Here is a 25,673-nt window from a genome sequence, read left to right as displayed (position 1 = left end):
CGTTTGAGTAAAACAAGCATAGACAACCCGCGCCAAAGAAGATCGGTCGGGAGCTACCCCGGTATAAATATGTACCGCCCTGGACGACAGGCCCGCTGATTGACTGATGCTTCATACAACAGCATCAGGTAGTGCCACATGAGTGGAATTCCAAAAGCCCAGGAAAAGGGCCTTCATAACCATTTCATCAAAAAAAAGCTGCACGAACGCATACGACATTTGACCCCGGCAAACATCCGGGCTCTGGATCGGGCAAGAACACCCGGAGGGCTGGCCGAAGATGCCATGCCGCAATGGTTTCAGAAGGCCACCAGTGACCAACGACTCACTGTGCGAGACCAGCAGAAGCGCAGTCGAACGTGCAACGAAACCCTGGCAAAAACCCTCACCGGGCTCAAGGGCGTCACCGAATTCGCACAACCGTTGCTTGAGGCGGCGTTGCAAAAAAAGTTCGGGCTCAAAGTCGATGTGACGCAGACATGGCTCTACGAGCCTTTCGCAGACTCTCTGATCACGCACCAGTCACTCCTGCAGCTGGCACTGCGCAATTTTGAAGAAGACCCGGTATTCAATGCCGGTGACGTCATTGCTGAGCGGGGACTGCGCGCAGCCCATCTGGAAACTCAAGGAGGACCTTACGGTTGGGACTATCCGGAAACGGGGCCTTCAACGCGCTACAGGATCAAGCCGCTAGCGCTAAAACCTGCCGATTTTGCATCGTTATGCCGGGAGCTGGATATCGGCAAACAGTATCAGGAACACCTGACGGCGATGTTTGACGCGGGGCACCGGGCGGCCACCGTGCGCACCCAGACCATCGATGCATGGAAGGCCAGTCTGCGAGTGCACGCCGATATCGCTCACCTCAAGTCGCTGATCACGCCTTCGGCCTACCGTACTTTGCTGGCCGTGCTCAATGGCGAGCCCTCGCCAACACTGGACGGCGAGCGCGTCACTTGCAGTCAGTTGCATGTGTTGGGGTCGCCTGTCAGTGAGCTGTTTGTCATCGGTGCACTTCGGCGCAAAGGTAAAAAGATCGATTTCGGTTGGAGCAATCCGGGAGTCAATCTGTTTGACGTGCTGGGTTATCAGGACTCGCGGATCATCGTCTGTATTCCCGGTGATCCATTGGCGCCGGTCATGGAATATGCCTCGCTCAAGTCCTTTGAAAATGACCTGTGCTACAGGCTGCGAGATGTCAATTATCAGCGCTCATTTCTCAGACTGATTCCCCACGGTGATGCGGGGAAGTTCCTCGGCAAGATCAAGACCGCCCTGCAAACGCTCAAATGGAACCCCGATTTTCCTTACCGCAAACAAACCGTGCTGGGGCACATCGACGGCATTTACGAACACGTGTATCGGGACGAGCCGGTTCTGGATATCAGTGAAGAATTTTTTGATGCCGAACTGTTCGGCGAGCTGTACAGGCGGCATCAGAAGCGCCTGAAAGAGACTGCCGAGCAATTGGCGGTGCCGACCGCCAAAGTTGATCATGAGGCCTGGTATGAACGACTCGCCCGGTATGCCGAATGGGGGCTGAGCGTACTCAACGCAGCAGCATTTTTCGTCCCTGGCCTGGGCGAGGTCATGATGGCCGTGATGGCCGTGCAACTGACCATGGATGTTTATCACGGCGTTGAAGCGTGGAGCATTGGCGACACGGATCAGGCCTGGAGTTACTTGAAGTCGGTGGCCGTGAATGTTGCCTTCATGGCGGCGGTAGGTACGGTAGCCGGTAAAGTGCCGAAAGTGCTGTCGACGCCCATCGCCGATGGCCTGGTCAAAGTCAAATTGCCGTTTGGCAGCGAACAGTTGTGGCGGCCTGGCTTGAGGCCTTACTTGAGCGACAGGGTCTTGCCGGTGGGCCTCAAGCCCAACGAGCGTGGGCAATATCAAGTGGATGGCAAAACCTATATCAGGCTTGACGGTAACGTCTACGAGAAGACCTTCGATCCCGTGCTGAACAAATGGCGACTAAAAAAACCGAGTGTCTCGGATGCTTACTCCCCGGTGCTTGAACACTACGCAGGAGGCGCGTGGCGCCATCGTTTCGAGCGCCCCCTGGAGTGGGATCGAGCGACATTACTGCGACGTCTGGGCCCGGTCACCGAAGGTATCGATGCAGCGACGCTTGAGAAAATTGCCGATATCAGCGGCGTTGACGACGACGCGTTGCGCAAGATCCATATGGATCACCTGAGCTTGCCCTCTGCGTTGTCCGATACGTTGCGGCAGTTTCAGACTGACCGGCAGCTCAATGAACTGATTGAACAGATTCGTCTCGATCAGCCGGTGCCGGACAGCCGTTACAACGACGTTTTGCCGCAAGTGATCACAATGCCCCGTTGGCCCCATGGACGTGTAATCGACGTGTTCGACAATCCAGGCCTGACGGGAGCTTCGTCCCGCTATGGTAAGGCGTCATTACCGGCGAAGCCGGGCATCAGGATTTCCCGCGAGGATGTGTCTGCCGGGAAACTCCCTGAACGCGTGCTTGCAGCACTGGATGAGGGCGAAATCGTTCGCTTGCTGGGGAGTGAAGGTGCGCGAGTCGAGGCAGAGCGCGAAGCTGTATTTCGACAACAGCTGGGCGATCACCTTGCAGGCAACAAAACCGCGTTGTTCGACAAACTCAGCCAGAGCGCCAAGTCGACGGACCGTGAAACTCAGGCGCTGCGCAGCACTTTCCCGAGCCTGTCGACGGACGCGGCGCAAGAAGTCCTGGCCAATGCCACAGCCAAGGAGCGGCTGCACATCAATCAAACCGGCCGGCTCCCCACAAGCCTGTTACTCAAGGGGAGGGCGCGCGCCCGGGTGACTCGGCTGAACAAAGCCTTGGCCGGACTGCATCTGGAAAGCATGGCGTCATTGGACAGCCAGCGTTTGGCTCTGCACAGCCTGGAACGGCTCCCCGGCTGGCCGAACAACCTGCGTCTGGAAGTGCGTCTGGGTCATTGCGACGGAAAACTGCTCGACAGCATCGGTAGCGAAACCGCCGAACAGGTCAAATACCTGGTGAGGGACGGCTCTCAGCATCATCAAGCCAACCAGTACCAGGCCTTTGACCAGCACCAGAATTCGTTGAACAGCGTACCGAAAGCAGGCGACAACTTTTTTTCTTCGCTCATGCATGCGTTACCAGACGATGCCCGCGCCCGGTTGGGCATGCCCAATGTCGCGCAGGGTGCCAGGTTGCAGGAGGCCGTGACCACCTATGCCATGGGCCACCGTGAGCAGATGATGCAAACCCTCGCACCTGGCGCCAGCACTTCACGATTCCGTGCGCCGCGACGCCTGGCGGACGGCAGGGTCGGCTACCCGATGAGCGGGCGAGGTGCCGGCGCAATGGTCAATCCGTCGTTGGTCTCCAGGTTGCGGGATGTCTATCCGAACGTCTCCGATGAGATGGCGGAATCGATGGTCATTCAGCTTGCGCTTGATGGTATGACCGAAACGCAAATTGCCCATTTACTGAACTTGCGCGCCCAGGAGTACGAGACGCTGTCGGCGCAACTGGACCAGTGGGTTGAAAGCGGCGGTCCGCATACTCTCCGTCATCAGGTCGCGCGCAACATCAAAGGCGTCTGGCAGCAGCGGGGAATTTATGATGGCGCTGCCAGTGTTTACCTGGATATCGGTGTTGCAGACAGCTTGCCGGAACTGGCTGGCAACTTTCCTCACGTCAGTCGACTGCATATGAGTGCGGGTGCAATGTTGAGTCAGACACCGCAAGCCTTTTTACGTCAGTTCCCCAACGCCCGGTCGTTGAAGTTGGGCGTCCGGGATGGCGTCGACAGAGTTCAGTTGGCCGCGAAGCTGAAGGCATTGCCAGGCATACATGACTTGCGAATCGCCGGGCCGCTGGGGCAGGAGTACAGCGCAACTGTCCAAGCGGCGATAGACGCCATGCCGCAACTGCAACAATTGGACGTGATCGGCATGGCGGGTGAACTGGATGTCAGTGGTCTGACCCGCCTGCATTCGTTGAGTGTTTACGGAACGACAGAGGTTTGGCCCAAGGGCGCCCTGCAATTGCCTCAGCTCAGAGCGCTGGACCTCACTCACTCAAGCGTCAAGACACTCCCCGCTCAATGGCTTGCCGGTCACGAAGCACTGTGGCCCGGCATGAAACTCAATTGGGCCAGGCTGAGTACCGAGGACTTCGTGAGGGCTTATGAGTATGTGCACGAGCATCCTGCGCATTTGCAGGATAGCGGGCACATGCTCGATCGATATTGCCGAGGCACGCTGAGTGATGCCTTGGAAACCAGCGAAGAGCTTTCAAAGGCTGCCCTTGGGCGAATGAAGGCAGAAGGGTTGGCAGGGCGGGCATTGCTGGCACGGATCAATGGACTGCGCGAGGATGGACAGGCGCTGCGCCTGCAACTGGAGCGGTGGCAGCAGCAAACGACAAAAGCCAATGGCCGGCAAGTCAACCTTCGGGAGCGGGAGGTCATTGCCCGGCGAATCCGCGAGTGCTGGCGTGATGGCCTGCGTAAACGTTATGGCGGCGCGCAGGAGGTACAGGTTTCGCAACCTGAGGTCGGCCCTTCGACGGTGCGCTCATGGCCCCTCATGCCCGGACAAATCATTTCATCGAATCTGGATTTGTCAGGCTGGGCGCTGGGCGACCTGCCTGAACTGCCGACGTTGTCGGCAACAGATTTTGCTCATGTGCAAACCTTGCAAATGTCGGGGGTCATGGCCTCATCCGAAGATGTCAGTGGATTTTTGCGCGGTTTCACCGACATTCGGCGGTTGGACCTGAGTAGCAATCAGCTGCAGAGTCTGCCGACGACACTGGGCAACCTGACAAAACTCAGTGAGCTGAATCTGAGCCGCAATCACCTGACCATCACCCCGAGCATGCAGCAGCGCCTGAACCGGTTATCTGCCCTGGAAAGCCTGGACTTGCGCTATAACCGGGTCGATTCGCTGGACGTGAGTGCCATGTCCCGCTTACAGACTTTGCGTGTGGGGCATACCGCCATCAAAGACTGGCCATCGGGTTTGTGGGGCTTGTCCAGCCTCGACAGGATCGAGCTGAACAACAGCGCTATCACGACGATTCCCGAGACGGCTCTGACCGCTCAACACGTTTCAAAAATCGATTTGCAGGGTTGCCGATTGACGGCAAAGGCCCGCAGCGATTTGCTGGCAAGCAGTTCGTCGGAAAACCCTATGGGCATTTCCAGGGCCAGCTTGCAGACAGGCATTACAGAGGGCGAACCCGAGTATTTTCCGGTGCTGGTCGCGCAGAATCCGGAGTTGTTGTTGCCGCTGCCCGTTGTACCTGGCAATGACCTGACACGCTTGACCCCGCAAGCCCGCCTGCAAAGGCTTGATCCGGATTTGCCGGCGGCCGAGGCGATACGGATCATCGATGTGCTCGCCACGCGCCATGGCGGGGCTGGCCCTCTGTACGAGCAATTGGCCAAGTGGGACAGCCAACACCAGGCATTGACGAAGTCCCTGAACACATGGATCGATACCCCGCCACAGCACCGCGTTGAATCGTCACCTCCTGTGTGGATCGCCGCCACCGAACGCCGCCAGGCAGCTGACCGGATAATGGCGTGCTGGAGGCAGAACCTGCGTGGTACATCGGCAGGCATTACCCTTGATTTGTCCGATATCCCATTGGGCCATCTCCCGACGCTACCTGCCGACTTCGCTCATGTCGGTGAGTTGAACCTCAACAATGTGTATCTGAGTGAAGACGGGCTAAGCGAATTTCTTGGCGCGTTTACTCACCTTCATACCCTGGCGCTGGATGCCAACGCGATGGATGCCTTGCCAGCGTCAGTGACCTCTTTGCGCCGCCTCAAGCGACTTTCGGCGGCCAATAACCGTTTCTCCAATGCAGCTGAGCTTGAGCGTCAGCTTGCCGGGTTGAGCAACCTGGAGTCGTTGAGCCTCTCAGAAAACTGGCTCGAGTCACTGGATGTCAGCGGCCTTGGAAGTTTGCAAACCCTCGATCTGAGTGGCAATCGTCTGGTCATCTGGCCGCAGGGTGCACTTGAGCTTCCTTCACTCAGCACCCTGGATTTGCGCGACAACATGATCGAGTTCATTCCGCCAGCCCTGATGGCCGACGCGCACAGGGTATTGCGTGCGGGCACCAATCTGGCCGGCAACGAGACCCTCGATGGTACAAGCTTGCTGATGTTGCATAATCAAGTGCAGGAAGGCGAGCAGATAGTGGGATGGCGTTCAACAGAGATTGACGAGGCACTGGAGCGGTTTGACAGCAGTAGCGAAAGCAGCAGCGTTGACGACAGCGATAGCGATGACTCGATCGTGAGTGACGTTGAAGTGGATATGGATGAGGTGACGGGTGCCGAGGCTCGTGAACGTTGGATCGATTCGTCAGCTGCAGATGCCGAGGAGTTGATACGGATCTGGAATGATTTTGAGCAAGCGCAAAACAATCAGTTCTTTTTCAATCTGCTGACCCGGCTGGAAGGTACGACAGACTTCATGACAGGACGTGCTGATCTTGTGCGGCGGGTCCACACCGTATTGAGGGTGGCCGATAGCGACGCAGGTCTGAGGGATACGATTTTCGAATTGGCGAGAGCCGGCGCAACCTGCGTCGATGGCCAAATCCTGTTGTTCAGCAATATAGAGGTCAAGGTTTTCGAGTTCGAAACCTCGAAGTCAATTGCACCGGGGCAGCATGGCCAAGTCTTGTTCCGGCTCGGCAGGAATCTGTTTCGACTTGGCAAGGTCGAGGAGATCGCCAACCGCGATATTGCCCAGCGCCGGGCACAGCGCCGCTCGACTGATCCGGCTGAAGTGCGTCTGGCTTATCGTATCGGCCTTGCCGAGCGACTTGAACTGCCGGGACAACCCAGAGGCATGCGCTACAGCGGCAACGTTTCGTCTGCCATGCTGGAGGCGGCCCATGCTGAAGTGATCGCGGCAGAACAATCACCGGCATTGATTGATGAGTTGGTCGGCCGCCAATATTGGAGCGATTATTTGAAAGAAAAATACCCTGAACGGTTTGCCCAGTTGCGTGAGGGTTTCGCAGGCAGAGAGCACGATGTGGATGAGCAGTTTCCGAATTACGGCGAAGGCGCGCAGGAGCAGTACAAGATCGCCATGCAGGCGATCGAGGCAGACCTTGTCTTCGAGCAAGGAAAGCTGTTGCGCGAACTGTCTGAAATAGAGCGGACGCTGGTGGGGTTGTAACGTAAACCCGCAGCGTTGAAACAACCCCGGGAGTCGCACGAGTCGACTCCCGGGATCAGCCTCAGTTGTCGTAACCCAGGTTAGGCGCCAACCACCGCTCGGTCACGCTCAGCTCCTGGCCTTTACGCGACGTATAGCTCTGGACCTGATCCTTGTCGATCTTGCCCACGGCAAAGTACTGCGCCTGCGGGTGAGCGAAATACCATCCGCTGACCGCGGCGGCCGGGAACATCGCATAGTGCTCGGTGAGGAACACTCCGCTGCGCCCAGCGCGCATTTCGGCAGCCTCGGGGTCGAGCAGGGCGAACAGCGTGGCTTTCTCGGTGTGATCCGGGCACGCCGGGTAACCCGGGGCAGGGCGGATGCCGGTGTATTGCTCTTTGATCAGCGCCTCGTTGTCGAGGGTTTCGTCCTTGGCATAACCCCAGTGTTCTTTACGCACCTGCTGGTGCAGCCATTCGGCGCAGGCCTCGGCCAGACGATCGGCCAGGGCCTTGACCATGATCGAGTTGTAGTCGTCGCCAGCGTCCTGATAAGCCTTGGCCACTTCTTCGGCGCCGATACCGGCGGTGGTGATGAAGCCACCCACATAGTCGGTCACTTCGCTGTCCTTGGGTGCAACGAAGTCAGCCAGGGAGAAGTTTGGCTTGCCGTCAGTCTTGATGATCTGCTGGCGCAGGTGATGCAGCTTGGCCAACGGCTTGCCGTCATCGCCGTAGAGTTCGATGTCATCGTCACGCACCTGGTTGGCCGGCCAGAAGCCGAACACCGCACGGGCGCTGATCAGCTTTTCGTCGATCAGTTTGGCGAGCATTTCCTGGGCATCGGCGTACAGCGCGGTGGCGGCTTCACCGACCACTTCGTCCTGCAGGATGCGCGGGAACTTGCCGGCCAGGTCCCAGGAAATGAAGAACGGCGTCCAGTCGATGTACTCGGCCAGCACTTTCAAATCGATGTTATCCAGCACCTTGGTGCCGGTGAACGTCGGTTTGACCGGCGTGTAGGTGCTCCAGTCGAACTGTGGCTTTTTCGCGATTGCTGCGGCATAACTCAGGCGTTCGGTGCGGGCGCTGCGGTTGGCCGTGCGTTCGCGGACTTCGATGTAATCCTGGCGGGTTTTCTCGACGAAACCGGCCTTGAGTTCCTTGGACAGCAACTGGGTCGCCACGCCCACCGCACGGGAGGCGTCGGTGACGTAGATCACCGCATCGTTGCTGTACTTGGGCTCGATCTTCACCGCGGTGTGCGCTTTGGAGGTGGTAGCGCCACCGATCATCAACGGCAGATGGAAGTCCTGGCGCTGCATCTCGCGAGCGACGTGGACCATTTCATCCAGTGACGGCGTGATCAGCCCGGACAGACCGATGATGTCGCACTTTTCTTCCTTGGCCACCTGGAGGATTTTCTCTGCCGGTACCATCACGCCGAGGTCGACGATGTCGTAGCCGTTGCAACCCAGCACCACGCCGACGATGTTCTTGCCGATGTCGTGCACGTCGCCCTTGACCGTGGCCATGAGGATCTTGCCCTTGGCTTCCGGCTTGTCGCCTTTCTCCAGTTCGATGAACGGGATCAAGTGGGCCACGGCCTGCTTCATCACCCGTGCGGATTTCACCACCTGCGGCAGGAACATTTTGCCGGCCCCGAACAAGTCGCCGACGATGTTCATGCCCGACATCAGCGGACCTTCGATCACTTCGATCGGGCGGGCGAACGACTGGCGCGACTCTTCGGTATCTTCAACGATGTGCGTGGTGATGCCTTTGACCAGTGCATGTTCCAGGCGCTTGTTGACGTCCCAGTTGCGCCACTCTTCGGTCTCGGCTTCCTTGACGCTGCCATCGCCCTTGTACTTGTCGGCGATGGCGAGGAGGGCGTCGGTGCCATCCGGGGTGCGGTTGAGGATCACGTCTTCGACGGCGTCGCGCAGTTCCACCGGGATCTGGTCGTAGATCTCCAGTTGACCGGCGTTGACGATGCCCATGGTCAGGCCGGCGCGGATTGCGTACAGCAGGAACACCGAGTGGATCGCCTCGCGCACCGGGTTGTTGCCCCGGAACGAGAACGACACGTTGGACACGCCGCCCGAGGTCAGCGCATACGGCAGTTCGTCGCGGATGTAGGCGCAGGCATTGATGAAGTCCACCGCGTAGTTGTTGTGTTCTTCGATGCCGGTGGCCACGGCGAAGATGTTCGGGTCGAAGATGATGTCTTCCGGCGGGAAGCCGACTTCGTTGACCAGGATGTCGTAGGAGCGTTTGCAGATTTCTTTCTTGCGGGCTTCGGTGTCGGCCTGGCCGGCTTCATCAAAGGCCATCACGACGACTGCGGCGCCGTAGCGCTTGCACAGTTTGGCGTGATGAATGAATTGCTCGACGCCTTCTTTCATGCTGATCGAGTTGACGATGCCCTTGCCCTGAATGCACTTGAGGCCGGCTTCGATCACTTCCCACTTCGAGGAGTCGATCATGATCGGTACGCGGGAGATGTCCGGCTCGCCGGCAATCAGATTGAGGAAGGTCACCATGGCCTTCTTCGAATCGAGCATCCCTTCGTCCATGTTGATGTCGATCACCTGTGCGCCGGCCTCGACCTGCTGCAGGGCGACTTCCAGGGCTTCGGTGTAGTTGTCTTCACGGATCAGGCGGGCGAACTTGGCGGAACCGGTGATGTTGGTGCGCTCGCCGACGTTGACGAACAGCGAGTTGCGATCGATGGTGAACGGTTCCAGGCCCGAGAGGCGGCAGGCCTTGGGAATGTCCGGAATTTCGCGCGGGGCATAACCGGCCACGGCTTTGGCGATGGCTTCGATGTGGCCCGGCGTGGTACCGCAGCAGCCGCCGACGATATTCAGGAAGCCGCTTTGGGCGAATTCTTCGATGACCTTGGCGGTTTGCGCCGGCAGTTCATCGTACTCGCCGAATTCGTTTGGCAAACCGGCGTTCGGGTGCGCGGAAACGTGGGTGTTGGCTTTGTTCGACAGTTCTTCCAGGTACGGGCGCAGTTCGCTGGCGCCCAAGGCGCAGTTAAGGCCGACCGAAATCGGTTTGGCGTGGGCCACGGAGTTCCAGAACGCCTCGGTGGTCTGGCCGGACAGGGTACGGCCGGAGGCGTCGGTGATGGTGCCGGAAATCATGATCGGCAACTCGATGCCCAGCTCTTCGAACACACCTTGCACGGCGAAAATCGCCGCTTTGGCGTTGAGGGTATCGAAGATGGTTTCGATCAGGATCAGGTCGGCGCCGCCCTCGATCAGGCCTTTGGTGGCTTCGGTGTAGTTCTCCACCAGCTCATCGAACGTCACGTTGCGGTAGCCGGGATTGTTGACGTCCGGCGACAGCGAGCAGGTGCGGCTGGTGGGGCCGAGCACGCCAGCGACGAAGCGCGGCTTGTCCGGGTTCTCGAGGGTTTTCGCATCGGCGACCTTGCGGGCCAGGCGTGCGCCTTCTACGTTCAACTCGTAGGCCAGTTCTTCCATGCCGTAATCGGCCATGGAAATCCGGGTGGCGTTGAAGGTGTTGGTTTCCAGAATGTCGGCGCCGGCGTCAAGATAAGCCTTCTCGATGCCGCCAATCACGTCGGGACGAGTCAGCACCAACAAGTCGTTGTTGCCTTTGACATCGCTCGGCCAGTCGGCGAAGCGTTTGCCACGGTAATCCTGCTCCTCGAGCTTGTAGCTCTGGATCATCGTGCCCATACCGCCATCGAGAATCAGAATGCGCTCTTTGAGGGCGTGCTTGAGAGCTTGAAGGCGAACACTGCGATCGGACATTGGGACTACTCGGAAAGACCATGACGAAGGGCCGGGATAATAGCAAACCTGTGCGCTTTTAGAGCATGTTCGGGTTTTGCATGAATATCGTTCATGTTGGAGAGGGCGCCGGACCGGTAGAATCGCGGCGTTTTTTAAAGGATCGGGACCAGGGACATGTCGTATCGCGTCGTCATCAGCAGTGTTTTGCTGTTTTTAAGCTGGGGCGCAACGGCGCAAGACCCGGCGGTTACTGCTGGCAGTTCCTCTTCCATTTCCTACACCCGTGACATTCAACCGATCTTCACTGAAAAGTGTGTGGCCTGCCACGCCTGTAATGACGCGGCCTGCCAGCTCAACCTCGGCAGCGGCGAAGGTGCGGCACGCGGCGCGACCAAAGTCCCGGTGTATGACGGTGATCGTGGCCAGGCGGTAACTCCAACCCGTTTGTTTTATGACGCGAGCGGCAAACAGGCCTGGCAGCAACTGGGTTTTTATTCGGTGCTCGACGCCCAGAGCAATCAGGCTGCCTTGATGGCGCGGATGCTGGAGTTGGGTCATCGAACGCCACTGCAGCCCAACGCCAAATTGCCTGCAGAGATCGTCCTGGGCCTGAACCGGGACAACATGTGCGCGATGCCCGGCGAATTTGATGGGTACGCCAGCTCCCATCCAAAGGAAGGCATGCCGTTGGCAGTCACCGGCCTGACCGATCAGCAGTACCAGACGCTGCAACGTTGGCTGGCTTCCGGTGCGCCGATCGATGAACAGGGCCTGGTGCCGAGCGCCAAAGAAGCGTTGCAGGTGGTGCAGTGGGAGAACCTGCTCAACTCGGCGGGCGCCCGGCAAAGCCTGGTGGGGCGCTGGTTGTATGAGCACTGGTTTCTCGCGCACCTCTATTTCAAGGACGGTGAACCGGGTCATTTCTTTCAGTGGGTGCGCTCGCGCACACCGACTGGCCAGCCCATCGATCTGATCAATACCCGTCGCCCGAACGATGACCCAGGTAACCAGTTTTACTACCGGCTGTGGCCGGTACAGGGTGTGATCGTCCACAAGACCCACATCACTTACCCTTTGAGTGCCGCGAAAATGGCGCGGGTCAAAAGCCTGTTCTACAGCGGCAACTGGCAGGCCAATGCGCTGCCCGGCTATGGACCGCAGAGCCGGGCCAACCCGTTTGCCACCTTCGAGGCAATCCCGGCCCAGGCGCGTTACCAGTTCATGCTCGATAACGCCGAGTATTTCGTGCGCACCTTTATTCGCGGCCCGGTTTGTCGGGGGCAGATCGCTACCGACGTGATCCGGGACAACTTCTGGGCGCTGTTTCAGGCACCGGAACATGACCTTTACATTACAGACCCGAACTATCGTGGCCAGGCCACGCCGCTGCTGGCGATGCCGGGGCAGAACGACGATGTCGGCAGTGTCTTGAGTCTGTGGCGTGACTACCGCGACAAACGCAACGAATACGAGGCCTTGCGCCGGGACAACTACGCCGAAATGCCGGCACCGAGCTGGTCGACCCTGTGGGCGGGTAACGACAATGCGCTGCTGAGCATTTTCCGTCATTTCGACAGTGCTGCCGTGACCAAAGGCCTGATTGGCGATGTGCCGCAAACCATGTGGTTGTTCGATTTCCCGCTGCTGGAACGTACTTACTATCAGCTGGCGGTGAATTTTGACGTGTTCGGCAACGTTTCCCATCAGGCTCAGACACGCCTGTATTTCGATCTGATTCGCAATGGTGCCGAGCAGAACTTCCTGCGCCTGATGCCTGCGGATTCGCGGGACGATTACCTCAGCGACTGGTATCAGAGCGGCGGCAAATTCAAGATGTGGTTGAACTATGAAGCCATCGACGACGATACGCCCACCGCGCTGAAACTCGACGAAAAAGACCCCAAGCGCGACTTTGCCCTGCAGTTGCTGGCACGCTATGGCGACCTCAATGCCAACCCTGATCCGATCAACCGCTGTAACGGAGCCTATTGTTCCCGGCCGAACATCGACCCTGACTTGCAAAACGCCGAACAAGCCCTGAGCACGCTCACGGCACGACCCGCCGCGGGGCTCAAGGTTATCGATCAACTGCCGGAAGCGACCATGCTGCGTATCGAAACGGCCAGCGGCCAACGCGTGGTCTACAGCATGTTGCGCAATCGAGCCCATAGTAATGTGGCGTTCATGCTCGGCGAGTCGTTGCGCTATCAGCCAGGCCTGGACACGTTGACTATTTTTCCTGGGGTACTCAGCAGCTATCCGAACTTCATGTTCAACATTCCCGCCGGGCAGGTGCCTGCGTTCGTCGAAGCCATGGAAAACGCCAAGGACGCCGATCGTTTCGAGAAAATCGTCGAGCGTTGGGGAATCCGCCGCAGTCATCCGCAATTCTGGCAGTACTTCCATGATTTGAGCCGCTACATCCACGAGACCGAACCGTTGGAAGAGGGCGTACTCGACATGAACCGCTACGAAAACCTCTGAAACACCCATTCTGTAGGAGCAAAGCTAGCTCGCGATGACGTCGGCACATTCAGACTCAACGCTGGCTGGCCTGACGCTATCGCGAGCAAGCTTTGCTCCTACAGAGGAGTAGCGTCGGAATCTTTCCCGACAAAAATACTAGGACTTTGTCCGCGGCGATGATTGGCGTAAACTGCGCCCAAGCCTGCGAGGAGTTTCCATGACCGCTATTACCATTACCGACGCCGCCCACGATTACCTGGCTGATCTGCTGTCCAAGCAGAACACCCCGGGTATCGGCATCCGCGTCTTCATCACCCAGCCTGGCACCCAGTATGCAGAAACCTGCATTGCCTACTGCAAACCTGGCGAAGAAAAACCCGAAGACACGGCGCTGGGGCTCAAGAGCTTCACCGCGTATATCGATTCGTTCAGCGAAGCGTTCCTGGACGACGCGGTTGTCGACTACGCCACCGACCGCATGGGTGGCCAGCTGACCATCAAGGCGCCAAACGCCAAAGTACCGATGGTCAATGCCGACAGCCCGATCAACGAGCGTATCAATTACTACCTGCAAACCGAGATCAACCCGGGGCTGGCCAGTCACGGCGGCCAGGTCAGCCTGATCGATGTGGTCGAGGACGGCATCGCCGTTCTGCAGTTTGGCGGCGGTTGCCAGGGCTGCGGCCAGGCAGACGTGACCCTGAAGGAAGGTATCGAGCGCACCTTGCTCGAGCGCATCCCGGAGCTCAAGGGCGTCCGTGACGTGACCGACCACACGCAGAAAGAAAACGCCTACTACTAAGGTGTTCGCTGCGACATGAAAAACACTGTGGCGAGGGAGCTTGCTCCCGCTCGACTGCGAAGCAGTCGCCTGTCAGCCGATGCATTTCCCGTGATGAGTGCAATGGCTGATGGAGGGACCGCTTAGCGGTCCAGCGGGAGCAAGCTGCCTCGCCACAGGTGTTTCAGGGCCTGTACAAATGCGCATGCCCGGCGCGATACAGCGACGACTCGCTGAACTGGTCACTGCCCAGCACGCGCCCCACCAGAATCAACGCCGTACGACGAAACCCTTTGGCGGCAACCTTGTCGGCAATGTCCTCAAGCGTTCCGAGCACCCAATCCTGATCTGGCCAGGTCGCCCGATGAACCACCGCAATCGGGCAATCTGCGCCGTAATGCGGCACAAGCTCTTCGACAATCTTCGTCAGGTGATTAACCCCCAAATGAATCGCCATGGTCGCCCCGTGCTGCGCCAGGCTGGAGAACTCTTCGCCCGTCGGCATCGCGGTTTTGTCGGCATAGCGGGTCAGGATCACGCTCTGTGACACGTCCGGCAACGTCAGTTCCGCCCCAAGCAGCGCGGCACAGGCGGCGGTCGCAGTGACGCCGGGGATGATCTCGAAAGGAATGCCGAGTTCGCGCAAGTGGCGAATCTGCTCGCCGATGGCACCATACAGACTCGGATCGCCCGAGTGCACCCGCGCCACATCCTGGTTGTTGGCGTGGGCGCGCTTGATCAGCTCGATGATCTGTTCCAGATGCAGTTCGGCGCTGTTGACCAGCGTCTCGGCGTGATGGCCTTCAAGAACAGCGGCGGGTACCAATGAGCCGGCATAAATGATCACCGGACAGCTGCGAATCAGGCGCTGGCCTTTGACGGTAATCAGTTCCGGGTCGCCGGGACCTGCGCCAATGAAATAGACGGTCATCGTCGGTTCCTGTGGAAAAAAGGGGCTGGGCAAGGCTTCAAATGAAGATTGCTCATGATCGATTGCGCGGATTATCGGGGATTTTACGCAGCGCAGGCCAATGCCAGAGTGGCCTGGGCATATTTTTGTCGCCGGATCAGCAGTTTTGCCGGTGCATGGCCCAGTTGTTCGGCCAAGGCCAGGGCGGCACTTTCCGCCACGCCGTAGCAACCGGTGCGCTCGAAGGCGATCTGTGAATGGTGACTGAGGTGTGGCTGATAACCAGCCAGTTGTTCGCTACTGAAAAACATCAACGGCAACGCCAGTTGCGTGGCCAATTCGATCAGAGCCGGTTCGTCGCGCTTCAAGTCGATGCTGGCCAGGGCCTTGATGTCATGAAGCTCGATCCGGTGTGCTTGCAGCGCCTGATCGAGCAGTGCGCGCAACGTGCTCACCGGGCAGCCCCGTTGGCAGCCCAGGCCGACCACCAGGGTCGGCACTGTGCTGACTTCAGTCATGCGCGGTATTGGCCATCGTTTTTGCGGCGGAACAACCAGGCGCTGATCAGGCCCAGGGCCAGCCAGAACGCCACGTTGGTCAGCTGCGAAGCGATTTTGAAACGGGTCTCCAGTGCTTCGGGTGCCAGCATCGAATGCACTTCCGGTTGCGGCGCGCCGATCACGTGGGGAACCGCAAGGATCGCCGCGCCGAGGACTTTCATCAGCCAGTGACGGCTGAACACGATCAGGGCGATACCCACCGCGGTGGAGGCCGCGGTGCCAATCCACCAGAACTGCCGTTGCGCCAGATCGGCGGCAGCGGTGCCCGGCAATTCAGGCGGCAGGCCCAGGGTTGGCGCCAGCACGAAGGTTGCGTAGCCCGCCAGGCCCCAGAGCAGGCCCTGGGAGGTTTTGGTCGGTGCGCGCAAGGTGTAGAGCCCGGCGAGCATCAGGGCGAAGCCGACGGCTACCACCAGATTGCCGCCAGTGGTCGAAAGCACACGCTGCCAACCGTCTTGCGGTTCCCAGGCTTCGCCATCGTGGGTGTGCGCGGCAACGGCGCCTTCGGAGTGGGTGTGTTCGTGGGCTTCAACAGCGGCGGGTTCGGATTTCTCGTAGGTCTCGGCCTGCAGGATCAGCGGTGAGACCCAGAAGCTTTGCAGCAGAGTGAGCAGCAGGGCGGCGAGCAGCCCGCTGAAACCTGCGGTTTGCGCAATACGCTTGATCATGTCTGAAGGTCTCAATGGCACGGGAACGCGGCGCTGTGACGGGTATCGTGCGCGGCGTTGTGCACGGCTTCGATGTGCGAGAAACCGGCGAAGTACACCAGGCATGCGCCGAGAATCGACGCGCAGACAGCGGCGGTCAGACGTTGAGTCAGGGTAGTGGTGGCGCTGGCAGTGTTGCTATGAGCGGTGCTGCTGGTGATCGACATGGCGTTTCCCTCTGGTCTGTCAGCGGGGAATCAGAAGCGCATGCAGAAAGCCCGCACGAACGGGCGCGCAGAGCTTCGAACAGCGCCCGCCCACCGCGGGTTTGTCATTCAGTGATGGTGTATTCACCTTGTGTTGCGGGCCGGTCTCCGGGCTCACGAGGGGCGCAGGCCTGAGCCTGTTCCTGCAAGCATCACCTTCCCATGCCTCATCGGCACAGTGGATCTGACGCTTCGCTCGCTTACCGTTGCGGGGGCAGCACCGGACTGACATGGCTTGGAGTAAAGCACATGATTCACCGGTTTCCCGTTTCACCCTGTGAAGGGCACCCGTAACAAGATGCATAGGAGAGCATGGGCGGAGGTTGGGCGTCAATTGGCAAGGGTTCTCGTTTGAGTTGATCGTTCCCACGCTCTGCGTTGATCATTCGTTTGATCGTTCCCACGCTCTGCGTTGGAATGCAGCCCGGGACGCTCTGCGTCCCTTTCACAGCCGAACGCGGAGCGTCCGTTGAGGCATGCCCACGCAGAGCGTGGGAACGATCGACGCAAAGCGCGGGAACGATCGATTCGGCTTGATCATTGACCCGCCCCAATACCATGCGTAGCCTTGCGCTTTCGAGGTTCTTCGGCGTTTGTCGAAGCTAAGAAGGGAACGCGGTCAATGCCGCGGCTGCCCCCGCAACTGTGAACGGTGATGTTCGCTGCCACGCCACTGCACGCTCAAGTCCTGAGCCCGCGGGAAGGCGCAGCCAACGCCAGTCAAGCGACTGGGACACCGTCAGCCAGGAGACCTGCCTCGATACAGATTCTCACTACAACCGGGCGGGGTGATCCGGTGGCGAACGCTTCCGGCGCGCACAGGCGTTGCCGGTTCTCGTCCCGTATGCCCGCCACCTTGCCAAAGGGCATCCGATGAAAACACTGGCCAAACTCCCCGTCACCATCGTTACCGGCTTCCTCGGCTCGGGTAAAACCACCTTGCTGCGACACATGCTCGACAACGCTCAGGGTCGCCGCATCGCAGTGATCGTCAACGAATTCGGTGAGCTGGGCATCGATGGCGAGATCCTCAAGCAGTGTTCAATCGGTTGCACCGAAGAAGAAGCCAGTGGCCGTGTCTATGAGCTGGCCAACGGCTGCCTGTGCTGCACCGTTCAGGAAGAGTTCTTCCCGGTGATGCGCGAACTGGTCGCCCGGCGCGGTGATCTCGATCACATTCTTATCGAAACCTCGGGCCTGGCCCTGCCAAAACCTTTGGTACAAGCCTTCCAGTGGCCGGAAATCCGCAGTGCCTGCACCGTTGATGCGGTGATCACCGTGGTCGACAGCCCGGCCGTGGCGGCCGGCACCTTCGCCGCATTCCCGGATCAGGTCGACGCCCAGCGTAAACTCGACCCAAACCTGGACCATGAATCGCCACTGCACGAACTGTTCGCCGATCAACTGTCCAGCGCTGACCTGGTGATCCTCAACAAGGCCGACCTGATCAGCCCTGAAGACCTGGCCCGCGTGCGCCTGGAAGTCGCCGAAGAACTGCCGCCTGCGGTAAAAGTCATCGAAGCCAGCAGCGGGCGCTTGCCGCTGGACGTGTTGATCGGCCTGGGTGCCGGCTCTGAAGAGCACATCGACAGCCGTCATAGCCATCATGATCACCACCATGAAGGCGAAGACGATCACGATCACGATCACGATGCTTTCGATTCCATCTCCATCGAGCTGCCGCAAGCCGACGAAAGCCTGCTGATGGACGCGCTGACCCAACTGGTGGTCCAGCACGGCATCCTGCGTGTCAAAGGCTTCGCTGCAATCCCGAACAAACCGATGCGTCTGCTGATTCAGGGCGTGGGCACACGTTTTGACAAGCACTTCGATCGTCAATGGAGCCTTGAGGAACCACGCGTCACTCGTCTGGTGCTGATCGGCCAGGCACTGGACGCCAGCCTGCTCGAAGCGCAATTGCGCGCCGCGCTCAGCGTGTAAGCCATGCACCTGCTCAGGACCCAGCCCGGCGGTTTCGTGTCGGATGACAACATTGCCGACCTTGGACAAACCCCCGCCGAGCTGGTGATCCTGTGCAGCGGCGATTCCAGCCTGGCGCTGCTTGCCGAAGCGGCGCAGCAATTGCCCGACGATTATCCGAGCGTGCGCCTGGCGAACCCGATGCAGGTGCAGAATCATGCCTCGGTTGATCTGTATGTCGATGAAGTCTTGCGCCACGCCAAGGTCATTCTGATCTCGCTGCACGGCGGCATTGCCTATTGGCGTTACGGCGTCGAGCGGCTGGTGCAATTGTCGCAGCGTGGAGTGCAGTTGATACTGGTGCCGGGCGACGATCGCCCGGACCCGGAACTCAGTGACCTGAGCACCGTCGGTGCCGAGGATCGTGATCGGCTCTGGCAGTTTCTTCGTCAGGGCGGCATGGGCAACGCCCTGGATTTTTTCCGTTGCCTGGCCAATCGTTGGTTGGCGCGGGATTACGCCTGGGCCGAGCCGAAAACCTTGCCGCGCACGGCGATTTACCATCCGCAAAAAAACACCGTTGAATTGAATGACTGGCAGGCTGAATGGCAGGCGGGTCAACCGGTGGCGGCCGTGCTGTTTTACCGCTCGCATTTGCAAGCGGCGAACACCGGTTTCATCGATGTTTTTTGCCAGCGTTTGCGGGCTGCCGGGTTGAATCCGTTGCCCATCGCGCTGGCCAGTTTGAAAGAGCCCGGTTGCCTGACGGTGGTCGAGGACCTGCTGGACGAGGCTGAAGCGGCGGTGATTCTCAACACCACCGGTTTCGCCCAGTCCAGCCCTGAAGCGCCGCACTTGCGACCATTTCGCCGCAATATCCCGGTGATCCAGGCGATTTGTGCCCAGGACAACGAGCCGGGCTGGCGCGCCAGCGAACAAGGCCTCGGCCCGCGTGATCTGGCGATGCACATTGCCCTGCCAGAGCTGGATGGGCGGATTATCAGCCGACCGATCAGCTTCAAGGATCTGGCGTGGCGCAGTGAGCGCAGCCAATCGGATGTGGTCTGCTACCGCCCGCAACCCGAACGCATGGACTTCGTCGCCGAGCTCGCACGGCGCTGGACCGACCTGGCACACCTGCCCAATGCTGAAAAGCGCGTGGCGCTGATCCTCGCCAATTACCCGACCCGCGACGGCCGCATCGGCAACGGTGTCGGTCTCGACACGCCGGCCGCTGCCCTGAACATTCTGCGTGCGCTGTATAACGAAGGCTATCCGCTACCGGCCGAATTGCCGGACAGCGGCACCGCGCTGATCGAGCAATTGCTTGGCGGTGTCAGTAATGACCTGGACACTCTCGATCAGCGTCCCTGCCAGCAAAGTCTGGCAATGGATGATTACCTGAGAATGTTCAACGCACTGCCCGCAGCGAATCGCGCCGCGGTGCTGGCTCGCTGGGGGGCGCCGGAAAACGATCCGATGTGCCGCAACGGCCGAATGATGATCGCCGGGCTGCGTTTCGGCCTGACCTTCGTCGGCATTCAACCGGCGCGCGGCTATCAGGTGGACCCGAGCGCGGTGTATCACGACCCGGACCTGGTGCCGCCCCACGGCTATCTGGCGTTTTACTTCTGGCTGCGCAACACCTATGGCGCCCACGCGCTGATCCACGTCGGCAAGCACGGCAACCTCGAATGGCTGCCGGGCAAAGGGGTAGGCCTGTCGGAACACTGCTGGCCGGATGCATTGCTCGGGCCGCTGCCCAACATCTATCCATTCATCGTCAACGATCCGGGCGAGGGCGCCCAGGCCAAGCGACGGACCCAGGCAGTGATCATCGATCACTTGATGCCACCGCTGACCCGTGCCGAAACCTACGGCCCGCTGCGCAATCTCGAGTTGCTCGCCGACGAATACTACGAAGCGCAATTGCTCGATCCGCGTCGCGCCCGCGAGTTGCAGCGCGACATCCTGCAACTGGTGCGCGACACCCACATCGACCGCGAACTGCAACTGGACGAACAACTCGACAGCGATGTCGATGCGGCGATCTGGTTGCCGCGCCTGGACACTTACCTGTGTGACTTGAAGGAATCGCAGATCCGCGACGGCTTGCATGTTTTCGGCGAGTCGCCGGTCGGGCGCTTGCGTATCGATACGTTGCTGGCATTGCTGCGAATCCCCCGGGGTGACGGGCGTGGTGCGCAATCGAGCTTGCTGCGCGCTTTGGCCAAGGCATTCTCGCTGGGTTTCGATCCGCTGGATTGCGTGTTGGCCGAACCATGGACCGGGCCGCGACCAATTGAACTGCACAACCTCACCCATGAAGCTTGGCGCACCGCTGGCGATGCCCGCGAACGCCTTGAGTTGTTCGCCGCACAACTGATCTCGCAGGCGTTGACCGATCCGTGTAGGCGCGAGCCTGCTGGCGATGGCGTGTCAGTCGACGCCAACGCAGCTGACACAGCCTCGCCAGCAGGCTCGCTCCTGCAGGGGCCGGGTTGGTCCGAGGTCCAGGCCATCCTCGACAATCTGCGCGAAGTGGTCGCACCACGCCTGGACGCCTGCGGCCCGGCAGAAATGCGCGGCCTGCTCGATGCCTTGGGCGGCCGCTTCGTGCCAGCCGGCCCCAGCGGCGCGCCGAGTCGCGGAAGGCTGGACGTGCTGCCCACCGGGCGCAATTTTTATTCGGTGGACGTGCGCAACCTGCCGACCACAACCGCCTGGCGCATCGGTTTTCAATCGGCCAACCTGATTCTTGAACGCCACCTGCAAGATCATGGCGATCATCTGCGTCAGCTCGGCCTGTCAGTGTGGGGCACCGCGACCATGCGCACCGGTGGCGACGATATCGCACAGGCCATGGCGTTGATGGGCGTGCGCCCGGTATGGGCTACCGGCAGTCAGCGCGTCGACGATTTTGAAATCCTGCCGCTGAGCTTGCTCGATCGGCCGCGAGTGGACGTGACCTTGCGCGTTTCCGGTTTCTTCCGCGACGCGTTTGCCAATCTGATCCGCTTGTTCGACGCCGCGGTACAAGCGGTGGCTGCGCTGGATGAACCTGACGATCTCAATCCGTTGGCGGCCAAGGTCCGTGCCGAGCGGGCAGCGTTGCTGCAATCGGGGGTTGATGAGGAATCGGCCCGACGCCAGGCCGGTTGGCGAATTTTCGGTGCCAAACCCGGCGCGTATGGCGCAGGTGTGCAGGGCGCTATCGATGGCCGGCTGTGGCAAAGCCGTGAGGATCTGGCCGAGGTCTATCTGAATTGGGGCGGTTACGCCTATGGCGGATCTGACGAGGGCACCCTGGCCCGAGAAACCTTCAGTCGACGCCTGGGCCAAGTGCAGGCCGTTGTGCAAAATCAGGATAACCGTGAGCACGATCTGCTCGATTCCAATGACTACTATCAGTTCCAGGGCGGTATGCTCGCGGCGGTGGAAAGCCTCAGCGGAGCCGCGGCGGCGAGTTACCACGGCGATCACAGCCAGCCGGACTTGCCGAAAATCCGCACGCTCAAGGAAGAGCTGAACCGGGTCATCCGCTCGCGGGCAGCCAATCCCAAGTGGCTCGACGGGGTAAAGCGACATGGCTATAAAGGCGCCTTCGAAATGGCTGCGACTGTCGACAACCTGTTCGCCTTCGACGCCACCACACAGCTGATCGACGATCATCAGTACGCCTTGCTGGCAGATGCCTATTTGCTCGACCCGGACACCCGGGATTTTGTTCGCGAGCACAATCCCCACGCGTTGCGCGACATGACCGAACGCATGCTCGAAGCGCAACAGCGAGGCATGTGGAAAGCGCCGGGCGAGTATCGCGAGGCGCTGGAAAACCTGCTGCTGGACATAGAAGAAGACAGTTGACTAGAGAACAGTGGACACCTGTGGCGAGGGAGCTTGCTCCCGCTCGGCTGCGAAGCAGTCGTAAAACCCGAAACCGTGGCGTATAGCTGATCGTTCCCACGCTCCGCGTGGGAATGCAGCCCGGGACGCTCCGCGTCCCACCCAGAGCCGAACGCGGAGCGTCCGTTGAGGCATTCCCACGCAGAGCGTGGGAACGATCACAAAAAACCCGAAACCGTGGTGTATCTGATTTTTGGGGCCGCTGCGCAGCCCAGCGGGAGCAAGCTCCCTCGCCACAGAGTAATGACCGACCATGATGAGAAACCCGACATGACCGACACTCCGCATTTCCCCCTGTCCGCCGTGGTCGGCGCCGACGATTTGAAGCTCGCGCTGTACCTGACCGCCATTGACCCGAAGATCGGCGGTGTGCTGATCGAAGGTCCGCGTGGCATGGCCAAGTCGACCCTGGCTCGAGGGTTGGCGGACCTGCTCGCCAGCGGTCAGTTCGTTACCTTGCCGTTGGGCGCGACTGAGGAGCGGTTGGTCGGTACCCTCGATCTGGATGCCGCGCTGAGTGAAGGCCGGGCGCAATTTTCACCGGGTGTGCTGGCCAAGGCTGATGGCGGCGTGCTCTACGTCGATGAGGTCAACCTGCTGCCGGATCATCTGGTCGATCTGCTACTCGACGTCGCCGCCAGCGGTACCAATCTGATCGAGCGGGATGGCATCTCCCATCGGCATTCGGCGAAATTCGTGTTGATCGGCACCATGAACCCGGAAGAGGGCGAATTGCGGCCGCAGCTCCTTGACCGCTTTGGCTTGAATGTCGCCCTCAGCGGCCACACCGCACCGGCAGAGCGCGGCCAGATCATCCGTCGGCGCCTGGATTTCGACAGCGATCCCCAGCGCTTTTGCGCCACGTGGGAGAGCCAACAAGCGAGCCTGCGCGAGCGTTGCCAGCAGGCACGCGTTGCGTTGACGAGCATCCCGCTGGACGACGACGCGCTGGCGCAGATCACTGAACGCTGCTTCGCCGCCGGAGTCGACGGCATGCGCGCCGATCTGGTCTGGCTGCGCGCGGCTCGCGCCCACGCAGCCTGGCGTGGCGCTCGTGCCATCAGCGTCGAAGATATCGACGCGGTCGCCGAGTTCGCCTTGCGCCATCGTCGCCGTGAGCTTGCCGCATCGGCACCACAACCGGCGCAAGCGCCACAGTCGTCTTCGCCGCAAACGACCAATCCGGGTGAAGGCCAGGGGCAGTGGGGTGAAATGGCTCCTCAGGCATCGCCTGTCGGCGCCCGCCGGGAAGTGCCGAGCTGGCCAAAAAAGCCCTAGGCATTCGCCCCCGATCCGACGCGGGGGCGAATGCCAGGCCCCGCGCCGGACGACTGGACCATGGCCGACAGGGCAAGCGTCACGCTGCCTGCAGCGGTTCGATCAACTGGCCGGGGACCTTGCTCATTGGTCGGCCACGTGTGCGTGCGGATCTGTTGTTCCACGTGCGCACACGTTCGGCTCATCAATTGTGGCTGGTGATTGTCGATGCGTCGGCTTCGACCCGTCGGCACCATGCCTTGAGCGATGCCAAGGGTTTGCTCGCGCAGTTGTTCGATGACGCCTATCGCCAACGCGCCCGGCTGGCCTTGCTGTCTGCCAGTGGCGCTGCGCCGAAGTGGCAGGTTCAAGGGTTGAAAGCGTCCAGCGGTTTGCGTCACTGGCTTGATGGACTGGGCGCCGGTGGCGGCACGCCGTTGCTGGCGGCCTTGAGCGAAGCGGGGCAGTGGCTTGCGGCCCGGCGAAAGCGCTTTCCGGCCGAGCAGCAACGCTTGCTGGTGATCACGGATGGGCGGATCAAGGACGGGGCGACATTGCAGCCATTCAATTGTCCCGGGCTGCTGATCGATATCGAGCGTGGGCCGATCAGGCTGGGTCGCTGCAAGGTGATGGCGGAGCAGTTGCAGTCGGAGTATCGGCATATCGATGAGTTGTTGCCGGGGTGATTTTTCCTGTGCTGCGCGCCGATCACGGCGAGCCTGCTCGCGATAGCGGTGTACCCGCCAGCCTCAATCGAATTACTTCGCCATCGCCCGCCGATACTGCCGGGTACGCTTGCCCAGGTACAACTGGTCGACAATCAACGCCCACAGCGCCGACACTCCAGGTCGGGTCTTACGGCCACGACTCAATCGATGCAGCTGGAATTTCACGACCGCCATGTTTGCCAATGCTGCCAGCGGTTTGCGTTTCCAGCGAATTGGCGGCAGTTGCGGGTGACTGTTCAGACCTTCTCGCCAATGCTTGACCAAGCCGGGCTCAACGGCGAGGGCCGTGCCTATTCCAGCCATGGCGATGCCGCTGGCGAGCACTTGTTCGACAACTGTCAGGCGTCGAATCCCGCCGGTGACCATTACCGGCATGCATGCCACTGCAGCCAACTCACCGGCCATTTCCAGAAAATAAGCCTCGCGCGCCAACGTCCGCCCGTCACGGGCCTCGCCTTGCATGGCCGGTGCTTCGTAGCTGCCGCCCGAGAGTTCGAGCAAATCGATCTGCAGCTCGTTCAGCCATTGGATAACCTGCCGGGCGTCGTCGGCATCGAAGCCGCCGCGCTGGAAATCCGCCGAGTTGAGCTTCACCGCTACGCAAAACTGCGGTGATACCGCTTGGCGCACGGCATCGACCACTGCAAGCAGCAAGCGGGCACGGTTTTCCAATGAGCCGCCCCAGCGATCGGTTCGGCGATTGGTCAGTGGTGAAAGGAACTGGCTGATCAGGTAGCCATGAGCGGCATGTATCTGCACGCCGGTAAAACCGGCTTTTTCGGCCATCGCGGCACTGGCGGCAAAGCGCTGGATCACCTCGTCGATGTCGGCTTCGCTCATGGGTTTCGGTTCGGCGAACATCTTCGAAAACTGTCCCAGATCCAGTGCTACCGCCGAAGGTGCCAACGCTTGCTGGCCAAGGTTGGCCATGGTCTGGCGGCCGGGGTGATTCAATTGCACCCAGAACTGCGCACCACCGCTGCGCCCAATGTCGGCCCACTGACGGAAGCGTTGCAGATGCCGCTCATCTTCGAGTACTACACCGCCTGGGCCGGTCATGGCGCGCCGGTCAATCATCACGTTGCCGGTCAATAGCAGCCCGGCTCCGCCATCTGCCCAGGCCTGGTACAAGCGAAACAGCGCACCATCGGGTGCCTGATCGATGTCGGCGAGGTTTTCTTCCATCGCGGCTTTGGCGATGCGGTTGCCGATGGTCTGGCCGTTGGGCAGATTCAACGCTTGAAAGGGCGACATGCTTGACTCCTCATCAGTGAAGAG

General features: G+C 60.2%; 13 protein-coding genes and 2 riboswitches. Of the genes, 7 read left to right on the top strand and 6 right to left on the bottom strand.

Features of this window, described 5'->3' with window-relative positions; translation table 11 throughout:
* Positions 1-138: 138 nt before the first annotated feature.
* The gene (locus D8U73_RS00475; protein ID WP_130903436.1) at positions 139-7,200 is read left to right on the top strand and encodes an NEL-type E3 ubiquitin ligase domain-containing protein; all 7,062 of its coding nucleotides are present in this window, start codon (positions 139-141) and stop codon (positions 7,198-7,200) included.
* Between the two features lie 61 nt (positions 7,201-7,261).
* Here D8U73_RS00475 and metH read toward each other — a convergent pair whose 3' ends face one another.
* Complete coding sequence (gene metH, locus D8U73_RS00470) at positions 7,262-10,972, bottom strand: methionine synthase (RefSeq protein ID WP_130903435.1); 3,711 nt, start codon at positions 10,970-10,972, stop codon at positions 7,262-7,264.
* Positions 10,973-11,128: 156 nt separating this feature from the next.
* Between metH and D8U73_RS00465 the strand changes: the two genes are divergently transcribed.
* Positions 11,129-13,438 carry a fatty acid cis/trans isomerase gene (locus D8U73_RS00465; RefSeq protein WP_130903434.1) on the top strand — a complete coding sequence of 770 codons (2,310 nt, stop codon included), beginning with the start codon at positions 11,129-11,131 and terminating at the stop codon, positions 13,436-13,438.
* A gap of 199 nt (positions 13,439-13,637) precedes the next feature.
* Entirely contained in the window at positions 13,638-14,222 is a 585-nt protein-coding gene (nfuA, locus tag D8U73_RS00460) for a Fe-S biogenesis protein NfuA (RefSeq protein WP_007959519.1), read from the top strand.
* A 163-nt stretch (positions 14,223-14,385) separates the two neighbouring features.
* Here nfuA and cobM read toward each other — a convergent pair whose 3' ends face one another.
* The 4 genes from cobM to D8U73_RS00440 all read right to left on the bottom strand — a co-directional run bounded on the left by cobM (position 14,386) and on the right by D8U73_RS00440 (position 16,545).
* Positions 14,386-15,132 (bottom strand): precorrin-4 C(11)-methyltransferase, encoded by a 747-nt coding sequence (gene cobM, locus D8U73_RS00455; protein WP_056852818.1) that lies wholly within the window; start codon positions 15,130-15,132, stop codon positions 14,386-14,388.
* Between the two features lie 83 nt (positions 15,133-15,215).
* Entirely contained in the window at positions 15,216-15,629 is a 414-nt protein-coding gene (locus D8U73_RS00450; RefSeq protein ID WP_056852817.1) for a cobalamin biosynthesis protein, read from the bottom strand.
* Positions 15,626-16,339 (bottom strand): CbtA family protein, encoded by a 714-nt coding sequence (locus tag D8U73_RS00445; RefSeq protein WP_130903433.1) that lies wholly within the window; start codon positions 16,337-16,339, stop codon positions 15,626-15,628. Before D8U73_RS00445 ends, D8U73_RS00450 begins: the two co-directional genes overlap by 4 nt.
* An 11-nt stretch (positions 16,340-16,350) precedes the next feature.
* Positions 16,351-16,545 carry a CbtB-domain containing protein gene (locus tag D8U73_RS00440; RefSeq protein ID WP_130903432.1) on the bottom strand — a complete coding sequence of 65 codons (195 nt, stop codon included), beginning with the start codon at positions 16,543-16,545 and terminating at the stop codon, positions 16,351-16,353.
* A 120-nt stretch (positions 16,546-16,665) separates the two neighbouring features.
* Positions 16,666-16,891, bottom strand: a riboswitch (cobalamin riboswitch).
* Between the two features lie 255 nt (positions 16,892-17,146).
* A riboswitch (cobalamin riboswitch) is annotated at positions 17,147-17,359 on the top strand.
* A 98-nt stretch (positions 17,360-17,457) separates the two neighbouring features.
* Between D8U73_RS00440 and cobW the strand changes: the two genes are divergently transcribed.
* The 4 genes from cobW (at position 17,458) to D8U73_RS00420 (ending at position 24,353) form a co-directional block, all read left to right on the top strand.
* Positions 17,458-18,525 carry a cobalamin biosynthesis protein CobW gene (cobW, locus tag D8U73_RS00435; RefSeq protein WP_130903431.1) on the top strand — a complete coding sequence of 356 codons (1,068 nt, stop codon included), beginning with the start codon at positions 17,458-17,460 and terminating at the stop codon, positions 18,523-18,525.
* A 3-nt stretch (positions 18,526-18,528) separates the two neighbouring features.
* Positions 18,529-22,371 (top strand): cobaltochelatase subunit CobN, encoded by a 3,843-nt coding sequence (cobN, locus tag D8U73_RS00430; RefSeq protein WP_130903430.1) that lies wholly within the window; start codon positions 18,529-18,531, stop codon positions 22,369-22,371.
* A 309-nt stretch (positions 22,372-22,680) separates the two neighbouring features.
* Positions 22,681-23,688: an ATP-binding protein gene (locus D8U73_RS00425; protein ID WP_130903429.1), complete on the top strand. Its 1,008-nt coding sequence runs from the start codon at positions 22,681-22,683 to the stop codon at positions 23,686-23,688.
* Between the two features lie 2 nt (positions 23,689-23,690).
* Positions 23,691-24,353, top strand: coding sequence for a VWA domain-containing protein (locus D8U73_RS00420; RefSeq protein WP_130903428.1), 663 nt, complete (start codon positions 23,691-23,693; stop codon positions 24,351-24,353).
* A gap of 72 nt (positions 24,354-24,425) precedes the next feature.
* Here the strand turns inward: D8U73_RS00420 and D8U73_RS00415 are convergent, their stop codons facing one another.
* Positions 24,426-25,649, bottom strand: coding sequence for an NADH:flavin oxidoreductase/NADH oxidase family protein (locus tag D8U73_RS00415; RefSeq protein ID WP_130903427.1), 1,224 nt, complete (start codon positions 25,647-25,649; stop codon positions 24,426-24,428).
* Positions 25,650-25,673: the final 24 nt, after the last annotated feature.

The sequence above is a fragment of the Pseudomonas sp. Sample_22 genome, from assembly GCF_004307635.1.
Lineage (GTDB): Bacteria > Pseudomonadota > Gammaproteobacteria > Pseudomonadales > Pseudomonadaceae > Aquipseudomonas.
The sequence above is the reverse complement of the archived record's forward strand: the minus strand, read 5'-3'. Positions and strand labels throughout refer to the sequence as shown.